The sequence below is a fragment of the Kitasatospora purpeofusca genome (genome assembly GCF_000718025.1).
GTDB lineage: Bacteria > Actinomycetota > Actinomycetes > Streptomycetales > Streptomycetaceae > Kitasatospora > Kitasatospora purpeofusca.
In genome coordinates, this window is the sequence record NZ_JODS01000022.1 from 1 (window position 1) to 13,263 (window position 13,263).

Annotated in this window: 13 protein-coding genes and 1 riboswitch; of the genes, 7 read left to right on the top strand and 6 right to left on the bottom strand. The window is 74.5% G+C overall.

The features are described from left to right. The first annotated feature begins 444 nt into the window (after positions 1–444). Positions 445–1,740 (top strand): SGNH/GDSL hydrolase family protein, encoded by a 1,296-nt coding sequence (locus IF01_RS0127145; protein WP_030396175.1) that lies wholly within the window; start codon positions 445–447, stop codon positions 1,738–1,740. A gap of 43 nt (positions 1,741–1,783) precedes the next feature. Here the strand turns inward: IF01_RS0127145 and IF01_RS0127150 are convergent, their stop codons facing one another. Beyond that, on the bottom strand, positions 1,784–2,497 hold the full coding sequence (locus IF01_RS0127150; protein ID WP_030396176.1) for an IclR family transcriptional regulator: 714 nt from the start codon (positions 2,495–2,497) through the stop codon (positions 1,784–1,786). 194 nt (positions 2,498–2,691) lie between these two features. Continuing rightward, positions 2,692–2,834, bottom strand: a riboswitch (SAM riboswitch). A 115-nt stretch (positions 2,835–2,949) separates the two neighbouring features. Here IF01_RS0127150 and IF01_RS47735 point away from each other — a divergent pair. Next, positions 2,950–3,693, top strand: coding sequence for a DUF1963 domain-containing protein (locus IF01_RS47735; RefSeq protein WP_030396177.1), 744 nt, complete (start codon positions 2,950–2,952; stop codon positions 3,691–3,693). A 16-nt stretch (positions 3,694–3,709) separates the two neighbouring features. Here the strand turns inward: IF01_RS47735 and IF01_RS0127160 are convergent, their stop codons facing one another. After that, on the bottom strand, positions 3,710–4,267 hold the full coding sequence (locus IF01_RS0127160) for a TetR/AcrR family transcriptional regulator (RefSeq protein ID WP_030396178.1): 558 nt from the start codon (positions 4,265–4,267) through the stop codon (positions 3,710–3,712). 140 nt (positions 4,268–4,407) lie between these two features. On the opposite strand from IF01_RS0127160, the gene IF01_RS0127165 reads away from it, so the two are divergent. Beyond that, the gene (locus IF01_RS0127165) at positions 4,408–7,248 is read left to right on the top strand and encodes a helix-turn-helix transcriptional regulator (RefSeq protein WP_030396179.1); all 2,841 of its coding nucleotides are present in this window, start codon (positions 4,408–4,410) and stop codon (positions 7,246–7,248) included. 27 nt (positions 7,249–7,275) lie between these two features. On the opposite strand, the gene IF01_RS0127170 is transcribed toward IF01_RS0127165, so the two are convergent. After that, positions 7,276–7,716: a VOC family protein gene (locus tag IF01_RS0127170; protein WP_030396180.1), complete on the bottom strand. Its 441-nt coding sequence runs from the start codon at positions 7,714–7,716 to the stop codon at positions 7,276–7,278. A gap of 194 nt (positions 7,717–7,910) precedes the next feature. On the opposite strand from IF01_RS0127170, the gene IF01_RS0127175 reads away from it, so the two are divergent. Further along, positions 7,911–8,597 carry an alpha/beta fold hydrolase gene (locus IF01_RS0127175; RefSeq protein WP_030396181.1) on the top strand — a complete coding sequence of 229 codons (687 nt, stop codon included), beginning with the start codon at positions 7,911–7,913 and terminating at the stop codon, positions 8,595–8,597. Between the two features lie 7 nt (positions 8,598–8,604). Here the strand turns inward: IF01_RS0127175 and IF01_RS0127180 are convergent, their stop codons facing one another. Next, on the bottom strand, positions 8,605–9,216 hold the full coding sequence (locus tag IF01_RS0127180) for a hypothetical protein (protein WP_157855359.1): 612 nt from the start codon (positions 9,214–9,216) through the stop codon (positions 8,605–8,607). A 225-nt stretch (positions 9,217–9,441) separates the two neighbouring features. Beyond that, positions 9,442–9,897: a MarR family winged helix-turn-helix transcriptional regulator gene (locus IF01_RS0127185; protein ID WP_030396183.1), complete on the bottom strand. Its 456-nt coding sequence runs from the start codon at positions 9,895–9,897 to the stop codon at positions 9,442–9,444. 115 nt (positions 9,898–10,012) lie between these two features. Between IF01_RS0127185 and IF01_RS0127190 the strand changes: the two genes are divergently transcribed. Continuing rightward, the gene (locus IF01_RS0127190; protein ID WP_051756271.1) at positions 10,013–10,441 is read left to right on the top strand and encodes a nuclear transport factor 2 family protein; all 429 of its coding nucleotides are present in this window, start codon (positions 10,013–10,015) and stop codon (positions 10,439–10,441) included. Positions 10,442–10,462: 21 nt separating this feature from the next. Here IF01_RS0127190 and IF01_RS0127195 read toward each other — a convergent pair whose 3' ends face one another. Then, entirely contained in the window at positions 10,463–11,542 is a 1,080-nt protein-coding gene (locus IF01_RS0127195) for an AI-2E family transporter (protein ID WP_051756349.1), read from the bottom strand. 304 nt (positions 11,543–11,846) lie between these two features. Here IF01_RS0127195 and IF01_RS0127200 point away from each other — a divergent pair, with 304 nt between their 5' ends. Together IF01_RS0127200 and IF01_RS0127205 are read left to right on the top strand one after the other, a co-directional pair. Further along, positions 11,847–12,551: an SMI1/KNR4 family protein gene (locus tag IF01_RS0127200; RefSeq protein ID WP_030396186.1), complete on the top strand. Its 705-nt coding sequence runs from the start codon at positions 11,847–11,849 to the stop codon at positions 12,549–12,551. Positions 12,552–12,634: 83 nt separating this feature from the next. After that, positions 12,635–13,009 carry a hypothetical protein gene (locus IF01_RS0127205; RefSeq protein WP_030396187.1) on the top strand — a complete coding sequence of 125 codons (375 nt, stop codon included), beginning with the start codon at positions 12,635–12,637 and terminating at the stop codon, positions 13,007–13,009. Positions 13,010–13,263 lie beyond the last annotated feature (254 nt).

A 13,263-nucleotide genomic window follows, 5' to 3' on the forward strand; every position in this document is an offset into this window, starting at 1 on the left:
GCTTTCACACCGGCCCTCCGGGCGCTTCGTTCTTTCGTGTTCCCAGCTTATCAGATGTTTTCCGTGCCGTTCCCGGCGCTTCCTTCGTCCAACTCGCTGATGTCTTCTGCGGCTTGACGCCCCGTCCGACGTTCCAAACTCTAGCCGACCCCCGCTCCGAAAAGCGAATCCGGCCGTAATCCCCACAAATGGACACGACAAAGAAACCCGAAGCCGGGTGACGATGTTATTTCCAGAGGATTGGCCACCTCGGGACCGTCCGCGCTGTTGCGTGTCCGGTGCTCCCTGCCAGGCGACTGGGCGACAGTACTCCTCCTGCGCGCCCAGAACAAATCGGGTCCGCCCCGACCCGACCGTCGGCCGTCCGTGCCGGTCCGCTGTCACATTCCCGCACCGCCCCGGGTCAAGGGGGCAGGACCGACCGACCTTCCCGAGGAGCGCTCCATGAACGTGTTCGCCCGCGCCGCATCCGTCGCCGCGCTGACCAGCATCCTGTCCGTCGCCGCCACCTCCGTTCCCATGGCTGCCTCGGCCACCGCCACCGGGGGCGCGGCCCCGGCGTACTCGCAGCGCTGGTCGGCCGCGTGGTCCGCGCCGATGATGCGGCCCTCCGCCGCGCCGTGGTTCCGGACCTGGGCCGTGCAGGGCTTCGACCACCAGTCGGTGCGGCAGGTGGTGCGACTCGGCACGGGCGGCAAGGCCGTCCGGTTCCGGCTGTCCAATCTCTACGGGACGACGCCACTGCGACTGAGCGGGGCCACTGTCGGCCGGGCCGCCGACGGGGCGGCCGTCGTCCCCGGGACGGTACTGCCGTTGCGCTTCGGGCACCGGGACTCCGTCGTCGTCCCCGCGGGCGGCGAGATCCTCAGCGATCCGGTGCCGCTGCCGACGGCGGCCCGCGACCGGGTGGCGCTGACCCTCTGGTTCGACGGCCCGACCGGCCCGGCCACCTACCACCAGCTGTCCATGAGCACGACCTACCGGGCCGACGGCGACCATCGCGGTGACACCGGCGCGGCGGCGTTCACCGACGCCGTCCGCCCCGGGTACGGCTCCTGGTACTACCTCGGCGGGGTCGAGGTCACCGGCGGGCGGCCCGTGGGCAGGGCGGTGGTGGCATTCGGCGAGTCCACCACCGACGGGTTCGGCGCCACCGTCGACGGCGACGACCGCTACCCCGACCTGCTCGCCGAGCGGCTCCTCGCCACCGGCCGACCGCGGCCGGTGCTCAACGCCGGCATCGGCTCCAACAAGCTGCTCGCCGATTCCGCCTGCGCCGGGGACAGCGCCCTGCGCCGGTTCCGGCGCGATGTGCTCGACCGGCCGAACGTCGGCACCGTCATCGTCTCCCACGGCATGAACGACATCCTCCGCAGCGGCGACCAGATCTGCGGCGTGGACCGCGACGACCCGCCGGTGACGCTCCAGCGGCTGATCGACGCCCACCGCACCCTGATCCGGGCCGCCCACGCCCGAGGCGTCAAGGCCGTGGGCGCCACGCTGATGCCCTTCGGCGGCGCCCCCTTCTGGACCGCGCAGACCGACCGGCTGCGCCGCGACCTGAACGAGTGGATCCGTACCTCCGGCGCGTACGACGCGGTGGCCGACTTCGACCGGGCCGTCGACCCCGAGGACACCGGAGCGATCCCGGACGGCTACCACGCCGGCGACCACCTCCACCCCGGGCCGCTCGGATACCGCGTCATGGCGGACAGCATCGACCTCGACAGCCTGGGCTGACGAACCGGGCCGCAGGGGCGGACACCCCCGCGACCGGGGCCCGTCAGGTGACGCGGAGGGCCTCGGTGAGGCGGTCGGCCGCCTCGACGACCGTCTGCGAGAGCAGGGCGCCGGGGTGGCGGGTGAGCCGTTCGATCGGACCGGAGACCGTGACGGCGGCCACCACCCGGTTGGCCGGGCCACGGACCGGCGCGGAGACGGACGCGACCCCGAGCTCGCGTTCCCCGATCGACTGGGCCCAGCCCCGGCGCCGGACGCCGCTCAGCGCCGTCGCCGTGAAGCGCGCCCCCTGGAGGCCCCGGTGGAGCCGCTCCGGTTCCTCCCAGGCCAGCAGGACCTGGGCGGCGGCGCCGACCTTCATCGGGAGGGTGACCCCCACCGGGACGGTGTCGCGCAGGCCGGAGAGGCGCTCGGCGGCGGCCACGCAGATGCGGACGCCGCCCTGCCGGCGGTAGAGCTGGGCGCTCTCCCCGCTGACGTCGCGCAGCCGGGCCAGGACCGGGCCGGCGGCGGCCAGCAGCCGGTCCTCCCCGGCGGCCGCCGAGAGCTCGCCGAGCCGGGGGCCGAGGATGAACCGGCCCTCCACGTCCCGGGCGACCAGCCGGTGCTGCTCGAGCGCGACGGCGAGCCGGTGCGCGGTGGGCCGGGCCAGGCCGGTCACGGCCACGAGTCCGGCCAGGGTGGCCGGACCGGCCTCCAGGGTGCCGAGGATCGAGGTGACCTTGTCGAGCACGCCGACGCCACTCGTGTTCTCCATGGATGTCTCCGTCTCAGATCCCGCGAGCCGCCAGGGGGCGCGCTCACGGAGGCCCCCCGCAGGGAGCCGGGGGGTGGTCAGCGAGGGCGGGCCGCAGAAGTCGGCCGATTGCCTGCGCCGGGCACGAGACGGGTACGCGAAAGGTCCGGGACGGGAAGCGCCCGGGGGAAGGACAGCACAGAAAGCACCGTGTCTCCTCATCTTTCCCGCGCCACATTGGCGACAGGCCGGAGTTGGCACTGATCCCGATCGGCACGGCGCGTACTTCGGACGCCGGGTCGAACGGGGAGCTGCCGGGGCTTCGTAGGGCCGGTCCCTCCACCCCTCTGGATGATTCGCGGAGAACGATACAAGACTCCCCCTCCCGCCTGCCAAGCCCGCCCCCCGGCTGCGGCCGGGCAGTGCCGGCGGGAGCCCGGCGCTGTCGGCGCGGTGTCCTACAGTCGGGCCGTATGACGACCTTGATCACCGAGGGCGGCCCGGTCGCGGCCGACGCGACGGTCACGCGCATCGGCGGCGTGCCGCTCGCCCCGCCCGGCACCGCCTGGCCGTCCTGTGCCGATTGCGGCGGCCCGATGCAGTTCCTCGCGCAGATCGTGCTGGACGGGTCCGGCGCGGCCGTCACCGGAGGTCCGGGCCCGCAGGACCGGCTGCTGGTGCTGTTCGCCTGCCAGAACCGTCCGGGTGTCTGCCAGGACTGGGAGGCCCGCTCGGGTGCCAACCTCGCGCTGATCCTCCCCGCCCAGGGGCTGGTGCCGATCCCCCTTCCGGTGCCGGCCGACCTCGACGAGGGCGAGGCCGAAGGGGAGGAGAAGGAGGACGACCCGGACGACCCGGACGAGTTCGAGGACGAAGAGGAGGACGAGGACGAGGACGAGGTCCTGCTCCTCGGCGCCACCCGCGCCGCCGAACCCCAGCACCTCCCGGACGCCCCGGACTTCGACAGTGCACGCGCCGCCTGGGCGGCCCGGACCGGCCGCCCCCGGAACCACGTCCTCGGCCGGCTCAACGGCACACCGGCCTGGCTCCAGTACGACCAGACGCCGAGTTGTGCGACCTGCGCGGAGCCGATGCGGCTCGCCGTCCAGCTCCAGGAGGGCCCCGATCCCCTCACCGCCATGAACTTCGGCAGCGGCCGGGCCTACGCCTTCACCTGCTCCCCCTGCACCGAGGCGGCGTTCCTCTGGCAGTGCTGAGCGGTATCCGGCCGGCTCACTCCGCCAGGACGGTGGCGATCCGGCGGATCAGTTCGCGGCTGCGCTCACGGTCGGCGACGTCCACGACCGTCAGCACCTCCGGGTTCGCGGCCGCCCACAGCATCGCGACATGGACCAGCAGGGCGAACAGCACCTCGGGCTCGAACCGGGTCGAGACCCGGCCGTCGGCCTGCCCCCGGGCGATGTCGGCGCTGCGCCTGCGCACCTCGGCGACGGCGAGCTCGTTGAAGGCGTCGCCGTGCTCCAGCCGCTGCCAGGTGATGATCCGGGGCATGTCCGGGTCCGCGGCGTAGAGGTCGCCCAGACCGGCCGCGAACCCGGGCAGGTCGTCCACGTCGAGCGGCACGCTCACCACGATCTGCTCCACCAGCTCGTTCCAGACCGCGTCGAACAGTCCGGCCTTGTTCCCGAAGTAGTGGTAGATCTGCGCCTTGTTGCTCCGCGCGGCGGCGGCGATGCGGTCGACGCGCGCGCCGTTCAGCCCGTGTGCGGCGAACTCGGCCCGGCCGGCCGCGACGAGTCTCCGCTTGGTGGCCTCGGCGTCGCGCTCCATGCACCCTGCTCCTAACTAACCGTTTACTTGACAGGTTCACCAGAGCCACAGTGTAATCAACTAACCGTCCAGTTGAATACGGCCGCGGTCGCGCGCCTTCGGGTCAGGGGAGGGAACCGGGCGTGGAACCGGGCATGGTGATGGTCGGTCGGGACGCCGAGCGGGCGCGGCTGTCCGCGTTCGTCCGGGCCCCCGACGGGCAGGCCCTGGTCCTCAGGGGCGAGGCGGGTGTCGGCAAGAGCACCCTGCTCGACCTGGCGGCACGGCTCGCGGCCGAGGACGGGCAGTCGGTCGTCCGCGCCACCGGGGTCGAGGCGGAGAGCGGGCTGCCGCACGCCGGGCTGCACCAGCTCCTCTACCCGCTGCTCCCCACCTCCGACGACCGATCCTGCGACGGTCGGCCGTCCGACGACCGGCCCTCCGACGCCCCTCTGCTGAGCGCCGGCGCCCGCGCCGCCTTCGACGCCGCCTTCGGCCGGTCCGACGGTCCGCCGCCGCCCGTCATGGCGCTCGGCATCGCCGTACTCGACCTGCTGTCCTGGACGGCGGCGAAGGGCCGCCCTCTTCTGCTCGTCCTCGACGACGGCCAGTGGCTGGACGGGGCCAGCGCCGAGGTGTGCGGATTCGTCGGCCGCCGACTGGCCGGCCGCCCCGGCGTCAAGCTCCTGGTGGCCGTCCGCGCCGACACCGCCTCGCGGTTCGACACCGCCGCGCTGCCGGAGGCACCGGTCGGTGCCCTCGGCGACGCGGACGCCACCCGCCTGCTGGACCTGCACCACCCGCAGCTCGGCCGGCAGGTCCGCGGGCTCGTCCTGGAACAGGCCGGCGGCAACCCGCTCGCCCTGCTGGAACTGCCCGCCCACCTCACCGCCGGCCCCGGCGACCGGGCCACCCAGGACCTCCTCGGCCTGCACGGCGTACCGCTCCCCCGGCGGATCCAGGAGATCTACGCCGCCCGCCTCGCCCGCCTCGGCGACACCGTCCGCGCGGAACTGCTCCGGGGCGCCCTCGACGGATCGGCCGCCCGGCCCGGCGACGGCCCGGCACCGATCGCGCGCTACCGCATGCGCGAGGTCGACGAGGCCGTCGCGTGCGGCCTGCTGGTCGTCGAACCGGTCACCGGCGAGCTGGCGTTCCGGCACCCGCTGGTGCGGTCGAGCGTCGTCCAGCTCGCCACACCGGACCAGCGCCGCTCCGCCCACCGGGTGCTGGCGGAGCTGCACCGGGAGTACCCGGAACGGCGCGCCATCCATCTGGCGGCCGCCACCGTCGACCCCGAGGAGGGCGTGGCCGCCGACCTGGAGGCCGCCGCCCGGTCGGCCACCCGGCGCGGCGGCGCGCGGATGGCCGTCTCCTGGCTGACCCGAGCCGCGGAGCTGAGCGAGACCCGGGTCGACCGGTCCAGGCGGCTCGGCGAGGCGGCGTACGTCGCCGGGCAGGCGGACCACCTCGGCCGGGCACGCAGCCTCGCGCTGGCCGCCGCCGCCCCCGGCGCGGACGAGAGCCCCGCCGCCGTCCTCGCCGACTCCTACCTGGCGCTGTACCGGGACGGCGAGGTCAGGGCCACCCACCGCCGGATCGTCGCGGCCGTCGAGCGGCTCCGGGACTCCCCCGACCGCCGCCCCGGCCACTCCGACCGGGGCCCCGACTCCCCCTTCCCCGACGAGGTGCTCGACCGGCTCGTCAGCCTCCTGCTCGCCGTCAGCCAGTACGCCGGCAACCGCGCCACCTGGCAGCGCACCCACGAGGTCCTCGCCACCCTCGGCGAGCTCGCCACCGAACGCGCCTGGATGTACGGCAGCACCTGGAGCGACGTCGTCCGGCACGGCGCCGGCTGGTCCCGGCGGGTGGAGCGGGCCTCGGCGAGCCTGGCGGACCAGGACCCGTGGGACGTCACCCGCCTCGCCGTGTCGGCGTACCACCTCGACGTCCTGAGCCCGCTGCGCCCGTACCTGGAGCGCATCGTGGACCGCGAGCTCGACACGGGCGCCATGTCCAGCGGCATCGTCATGCTGCACCTGGTCCTGCTCGACCAGCTGGCGCTCGGCCAGTGGGACGCCGCCGAACGCACCGGGCACCGCGCCCTCGCCCTGGCCACCGAACGCGGCCACGGCCTCTTCGCCCACCAGACCCGGGCCTACCTCGCCCAACTCGCCGCCGTACGCGGCCGGACGACCGAGGCCCGCGAGCTGCAGGCCGCCGTCGACGCGTGGGCCCGACCGCGCGGCGTGGGATTCCTGACCCAGATCGCCGACGCCGTCGGCGCCACCGCGGCACTCGGCGACGGCGACTACGAGACCGCGTTCCTCCACGCCATCGGCATCACGGCACCGGGCGCGTTCCGGCCCTACGCCTACCAGGCCTCGCGGACCCTGCTCGACCTCGTCGAGGCGGCCCTGCACACCGGCCGCGCCGAACAGGCCCGGGCCCACGCGCTGGCCGCGAGGGACGCCGGCCTGCCCGACCTCTCCCCCCGGCTGGCCCTGGTCACCCACGGCGCCCTGGCCATGACGGCGGAGGACGACACCGAGGCCGCGGCCCACTACGCCCGCGCCCAGTCCCACCCGGCCGCCGAGCGCTTCCCGTTCGAACTGGCCCGGATCCGGCTCGCCCACGGCATCGGCATCCGCCGCCTCCAGGGCGCGGCGGCCGCCCGCCTCCCCCTCACCCAGGCCGCCAAGGCCTTCGACCGCCTCGGCGCCCCCGCCTGGGCCGCCCGCGCCCACGCCGAACTCCGGGCCGCAGGTGTCGCCCCCCACACCCCCTCGCCCGCCCCGCTGCCCCTGACCTGGCAGGAGCGCCGCGTCGCCGAACTCGCCGCCGGAGGCCTGACCAACAAGGAGATCGGCGAACAGATGCGCCTCTCCCCCCGCACCGTCAGCGCCCACCTCTACCGCGCCTTCCCCAAACTGGGCATCACCACCCGCGCCGCCCTCCGCGACGCCCTCACCCGCATCTCGCAGCCGACCCCGGCACCCTGAGCGCAGCGGCGGCGGCCGGCGGCTCGGTCAGCCGAGTTCCTCGGCGAGGCCGACGACGATGCCCTCGGGGCCGCGGACGTAGCAGAGCCGGTAGACGTTCTCGTACTGGACGATCTCGCCGACGAGTTCGGCGCCATGGGGGCGCAGGCGGGTGACGACGTCCTCGATGTCGTCGACGGCGAACATGACGCGGCGCAGGCCGAGCGTGTTCGCCGGGGCGTCCTTCGGTTCGGGGGTGATCGCCTTCGGCCGGTGGAACCTCGCCAGCTCGACCCGGCCGGGACCGTTGGGAACCCGCAGCATCGCGACGTCCTGGCGGACGTCGTGGAGGCCGATGACACGCTCCGCCCCGGGCCAGTCCAGCGGCCCCGCCCCCTCGAGTTCCATCCCGAGCTCGACGAAGAACGCGACGACGGCGTCGAGGTCCTCGACGACGATGAGGACGTTGTCCATGCGCCGGATCGCCATGCGGGGGCCTCCTGGGTGGGTGCGGAACTCCGGCCACGGTAACCGCCGGGCGGCCGCGACCCCGGACCGGGCACCCGTTCGGATGCACCGCGCGCCCGGCTGGGGGCGCGGAAGTCCGGGGCACCTCCGAGGCTGGAGTGGGCTTCGGCCCCCACGGTTTCCGTCATGGCTAGACATCGACGCAGGAGGACAACATGACGACCAAGGCCAGCATCGTCTTCGCCCACGGACTCTGGGCCGACGGCTCGTGCTTCAACAAGCTCGTCCCCGTGCTCCAGGCCGAGGGCCACACGGTGGCGAGCTCGCAGCACGGCCTCGACTCGCTGGCGGGCGACGTCGCGTGCGTCACCCGCTCCATCGACCATGTGCCCGGCCCGGTCGTGCTCGTCGGGCACTCCTACGGCGGCACCCTGATCACCAAGGCGGGCGTCCACGACCGCGTGGGCGCGCTGGTCTACATCGCCGCACTCGCCCCCGACGAGGACGAGACCTCGCAGGACCAGCAGAACAAGTTCGCCGGCACACCCGTCTTCCAGAGCCTCGACATCTCCGGCGGCCGCATCTGGCTCACCGAGGCGGGCATCGGCGACTTCTGCGGCGACCTCCCGGCGGAGGAGCAGCAGCTCGTCCTGGCCACGGGCGCCGTGCCGGTCCCGGACCTGTTCAGCCAGCAGGTCCCCGGCACCGCGTGGCGCACGAAGCCCAGTTGGTACATCGTCGCGAACAACGACCGCACCGTGAACCCGGACCTGGAGCGGGCGGCCGCCGAACGCATGGGCGCGAAGACCTACGCCGTCGACAGCAGCCACGTGCCGATGCTGTCCCACCCCGACTTCGTGCTCGACGTCATCCGCGACGCGGCACGGAGCCTCGCGGCGTAGCCCCCGGTCACCCGGCCCGCACCTGCTGCCCCGGTCGGCCGGTCTCCGGGTCGAGGGCGACCACGAACACCTCGCCGCCCCGGGTCGCGAGCCGGATCCGGTCCGGGCCGTCCCACTCCGCCGAGGTCAGCTCGTTGTCGGTGGCGTCGCCGTTGAAGAAACCGACCGGCCACCGCCGCGCGGTCAGCCCCGAGCCCTCGTCAACGGACACCCACCACAGCGGGTCGATCATCGCGGCGCCCTCGTGGATGACCAGGCTGCGGTCCGGCCGGCCCGGCGCCGGCCGGTCCGCGGTCTTCTCCGGCATGTCGTCGAAGAGCAGCAGCGCAACGGGTGAGATCAGCAGCGCCCCACCGAGGAGCAGGGCGATCAGCAGTGCCCTGGCCGACACGGAGCGGATCCCGATCAAGACCGCGAGGGCGAGCAGCACCCCGACCAGGGCGCCGAGAGGCAGCGGGTGGTCGAAGACCTCGATGAGCACCACCAGCCCTCCGGACTGGCCGGCTCGCATCCCCGCGCAGGTCAGCACGACGAGCAGTGCGGCGAGCGCGAGCAGCCCGAGCCCGACGGACCGACGCCTGCCGCGCGACCAGCGGCGCCGGGCCGGTCGCGCTGGCAACTGCGGCGTCGGTGTCGCCTCCGGCTCCGGCTCCGGCTCCGGCTCCGGCTCCGGCTGACCGAGTGGCGCCGATTCCTCGATCGGACGCCCGCCGTGCTCGTCCCCGGCCCCGCCCCGGCCCACGACCTGCCCCTCGCCCACTGTCCCGCCCCCGGTCATGACGCCCCGTCGCATCGGTCGATCCCCGCGGGGAGGCTATCGGGCGGCGGGCGGCGGGTGCCGGGGTCAGTCGCGGTCGGGGGCGAACGGACCCTCGTCGAGGAAGCGGCGCAGGAGGCGGGCGAAGGTCCGGGCGTCGGCCGGGGGCCAGCCGGCGAGGGAGGTCTCGATGTCGGCGGCGAGTCGTCGGCGGGTCACGGCGACGATGTCGTGGCCGTCGTCGGTGAGCGCCAGCAGGGTCGCGCGGCCGTCGGCCGGGTCGGGGTGGCGTTCGAGGAGGCCGGTCCGTTCCAGGCGGTCGGCGCGGCGGGTGACGGTGGTGCGGTCGAGCCCGATCTCGCGGCCGAGGTCGGCGGCGCTGAGGGGGCCGGTGCGGGCGAGGCCGCTGAGCAGCGGGTAGGTGAGGTCGTCGACCCCCTCGCCCAGTCCCTCGGTCAGCCGGGCGTGGAGGTTGGTGCGGGTGCTGCGCCGGAGGAGCAGCCCGAGGGCCTCGGCGATGTCCTGTCCTGTCGTATCGGTCACCCCCGAAGATTAGCGTGCGCGGGGCACGCTTTCCCTGCTACAGTCATAAGCGTGCTCAAGGCACGCATTTCAGCAGGGTGTCGCAGGGACACCCGCCACCCCACCGGAGGAACCCGTGAACGCCACCACCGCCGCCACCACCACCACCACCACCACCCGCACCGACATCCGCGCCGCCCTCACCGACCTCCTCCTCACCCCGGGCCTCGACCTCGACGAGGCCGCCGACCGGCACTTCGCCCCCGACTACCGCCAGCGCACCGACGGCAGCTGGGCGGACCGCACCGAGTTCCTCGCGCACATCGCCCACCTGCGCACGGTCGTCGCCGGCGGATCGGTCGCGGTGCACGACGAGCTCGCCGACGGCGACCGCTACGCCGACCGGCACACCATGGAGGTCGTCAAGACGGACGGCTCCACCGTCCGGATGGAGGTCTACGTCTTCGCCGAGTTCGCCGCCGACGGCCGCTTCCGCCGCATCGAGGAGACCACCCTCATGCTCGAAGGCAGCGACGCCGACCGGAACCTCGGCAGCGCCCGCTGAACCGACCGGGCCCGGCGCAGGTCACCGGCGCCGCCCCACCGGCACCGAGGCCGCGGTCCCCGGCCCCGGTACCGTCTCCTCCCCCTCCACCGGACCGCGCCGGTCGGCGTAGACCGCCCAGAGCACCGAGACCAGGGGCACCGCGACCACCGCGCCGATGACACCCGCCGCGATGCTGCCCGCGAGCACCGAGACGGCGACCACCACCGGGTGCAGGCTGACCGCCCTGCTCATCACCAGCGGGTGGAGCAGATGGCCCTCGATCTGCCCGATCACCACGATCAGCAGCAGCACGACGATCGCGATCACCGGCCCCCGGGCGGCCAGTGCCACCACCGAGGCGACCAGCATCGCGATCGGCGAGCCGACCAGCGGGACGAAGGAGGCGAAGAACTCCAGCACCGTCAACGGCAGGGCCAACGGCACGTCCAGGAAGTACAGGGCGATGCCGACCATCACCGCGTTGGTCGCGGCGACGACGAAGATGCCCCGGGTGTAGCCGGCGAAGGTCCGCCAGGCGACCCGGCCGCCCCGGTCGAGGTGCTCCCCGGCGGCGGCCGGGAACTGGGCGGCGGTCCACCGCCACATCCGGTCCCCGGAGTGCAGGAAGAACACCGACATGAAGACCGCGAGCGCGGCCCCGGTCCCCACCTCGACCAGCCGCCCGGCGCCGCTGAGGGCCGTGCTGATCAGCGTCGAGCGGTGCTCGGAGACGAAGTCGGCGACCTTCCGCTGGAGGTCGTCGAAGGTCGAGGGATCGAGGCGGAGCGGCGCGCCCTCCAGCGCCCGCTCCAGCCGGTCCAGACCGCCCTGGAACTCCCGGTCCAGCCGGTCCACATCGGCCGCCACGGTCTCGCCGATCAGCGCGAGCAGACCGGCCGGCACCAGGATCGCGACAGCCAGGCCGATCAGCACGGCGAACGGACGCGGGACGACCCGCCCGGCCAGATCGACCAGCGGCCGGACCACCGAGGTGATCACCAGCGCGAGGAAGGCGGCCAGCGTGATCAGGTGGAACCGCCCCAGCACCGTCAGCACCAGGTACGCGGCCACCGCGACGACGAGCAGCCGCCAGGCGTAGTCGGACAGCCGGCGCAGCACGGGGCCAGCCCCGGTCGCCGGGCCGACCGCCTGGCCGGTGACCGACCCGGTCGGACGCCGCGGGCCGGGCCGCCTCACCGGCATGCCGCACCGCCGCCGGGCGCGGGGCGCCGTCCGGGAAGTCCTCCGGTACTGCTGGGGTGCGAGAGCGGCATGAACCCTGGATAGCGGGTGGAGCGGCCCGCGGGGTGTTCCCGCGCCGACGGGCACCCACCCGGCCGATCCGGCGGGCTCCGGTCCGGCCCGGCGGCTCCGGCGGCTCCGGCAGCTCCGTCCGCGGCAACGGCTCCGGTAGCTTGGCGCCATGATCACCGGTCACTCCCTGGCCACCCGTCTGCACGCGCTGGCGGCCCGCGTCCCGTTCGACCTCGCCGTCCGCCCCGGCCTCGGCGCCACCGGCCTCCCGTTCCCGGTACCGCCCGCCGAGCGCGAACTCCTGCACCACCTGGGCGGCTTCTCCGTCCCGCCGGTGGAGGTCCGCCTGACCGGCCACCCGCGTCAGCGGAGCAACCCCGCCCTGCCCGACCCGCGGTACATGGTGTCGGACGACGGCGGCGGCGGGCTCACCTGGGTGGACATCGCCCCCGACGGGACCTGGGGCCACGTGCTGATGCAGTACCGGGAGGGCGGACTGTACGTCCAGGCCCCCTCGCTCGCCGCCTGGCTGGACCGGCTGATCACCACCGCCGAGGACCTCGTCGACGAGGTCGGCTTCGAGGACGGCGTCCAGCCCTACGCCGACGAGTTCTGGGACGCCCTGCACCCCGACGGCCCCCGACTCCCGCTCCGCCCCGCACCTCTGCTCCGCGCCGCCGACGCCGACCCGGCCCTCTCCGGCCTGGCCCGACTCGTCCCCGACAACGCCCTCCTCGCCGACCTCCGCGACGCCGCCCCCGGCAGCCACGCCCGCTTCGACCGCGACTGCGGCCCGCACCGCCTCCGCCGCGCGGCCGACGCCCCGGTGTTCGCCGCCGTCCCCTGGGACTGGCAGCACGACCGGCCGCGCTGAACGGCACCGAACACCCTTGCCCCTCACAACAGCCCGATTAGGCTTGCCCGGCCAGGACAGTGTTCGAACGAGGGGGGACCACCATGTCGTACGCGATCGGTGCCAGGGTGAAGCTGACCAGGGACGTGCCGGTCACCGCCGACGGCAGGGCCGCCGGCCTCGGCGCCCCCGGCCCCCTCTCCCTCGCCGGAGGCCTGGTCGGCACCGTCACCGGCGCCGGCCCGGCCTCGGCCGGCACCACTGGCACCGCCGACGCCCTCCGCGCCAGCTTCGAGGAACAGGTCCGCGGCGCCCGCCTGGACAGCTTCGCAACCGCCCTGGTCGACGACCTCCGCCAACGCGTCATCGCCGCCACAGGCCCCGGCGCCGGATTCGCCCCCGGCACCGGCTACCGGGTCCGCTTCGACAACGGCTTCATCCTCGACGGCCTCGACGAATCCGCCCTGACCCCGGCCTGACCACCCACCCCGCTGCGCCCGGCCCGCCGTACCCCGCCCGCGACCGTCCGACGCCGACGGTGCGCCCGCCCGGGCCAGGATCCGCCCGGGCCCGCGCGCCGAGGCGCGGGACGGGGCAACGAGGGCGACACGCCGTGGTGGTGTCACTCGATGAGGTGACAGTGGAGGTCGGGGCCTGGTCATCGTGCGGACGGGATTCCTAGGCTTGATGTGCCCGCTTCCTGACTGCTCGCCAGATCGACGCGTCCGGGGGG

Excerpts from the sequence above, each read along its gene's own strand:
- IF01_RS0127145 (WP_030396175.1), top strand. The coding sequence starts at position 445 with ATGAACGTGTTCGCCCGCGCCGCATCCGTCGCCGCGCTGACCAGCATC.
- IF01_RS0127150 (WP_030396176.1), bottom strand. The coding sequence starts at position 2,497 with ATGGAGAACACGAGTGGCGTCGGCGTGCTCGACAAGGTCACCTCGATC.
- IF01_RS47735 (WP_030396177.1), top strand. The coding sequence starts at position 2,950 with ATGACGACCTTGATCACCGAGGGCGGCCCGGTCGCGGCCGACGCGACG.
- IF01_RS0127160 (WP_030396178.1), bottom strand. The coding sequence starts at position 4,267 with ATGGAGCGCGACGCCGAGGCCACCAAGCGGAGACTCGTCGCGGCCGGC.
- IF01_RS0127165 (WP_030396179.1), top strand. The coding sequence starts at position 4,408 with ATGGTCGGTCGGGACGCCGAGCGGGCGCGGCTGTCCGCGTTCGTCCGG.
- IF01_RS0127170 (WP_030396180.1), bottom strand. The coding sequence starts at position 7,716 with ATGGCGATCCGGCGCATGGACAACGTCCTCATCGTCGTCGAGGACCTC.
- IF01_RS0127175 (WP_030396181.1), top strand. The coding sequence starts at position 7,911 with ATGACGACCAAGGCCAGCATCGTCTTCGCCCACGGACTCTGGGCCGAC.
- IF01_RS0127200 (WP_030396186.1), top strand. The coding sequence starts at position 11,847 with ATGATCACCGGTCACTCCCTGGCCACCCGTCTGCACGCGCTGGCGGCC.
- IF01_RS0127205 (WP_030396187.1), top strand. The coding sequence starts at position 12,635 with ATGTCGTACGCGATCGGTGCCAGGGTGAAGCTGACCAGGGACGTGCCG.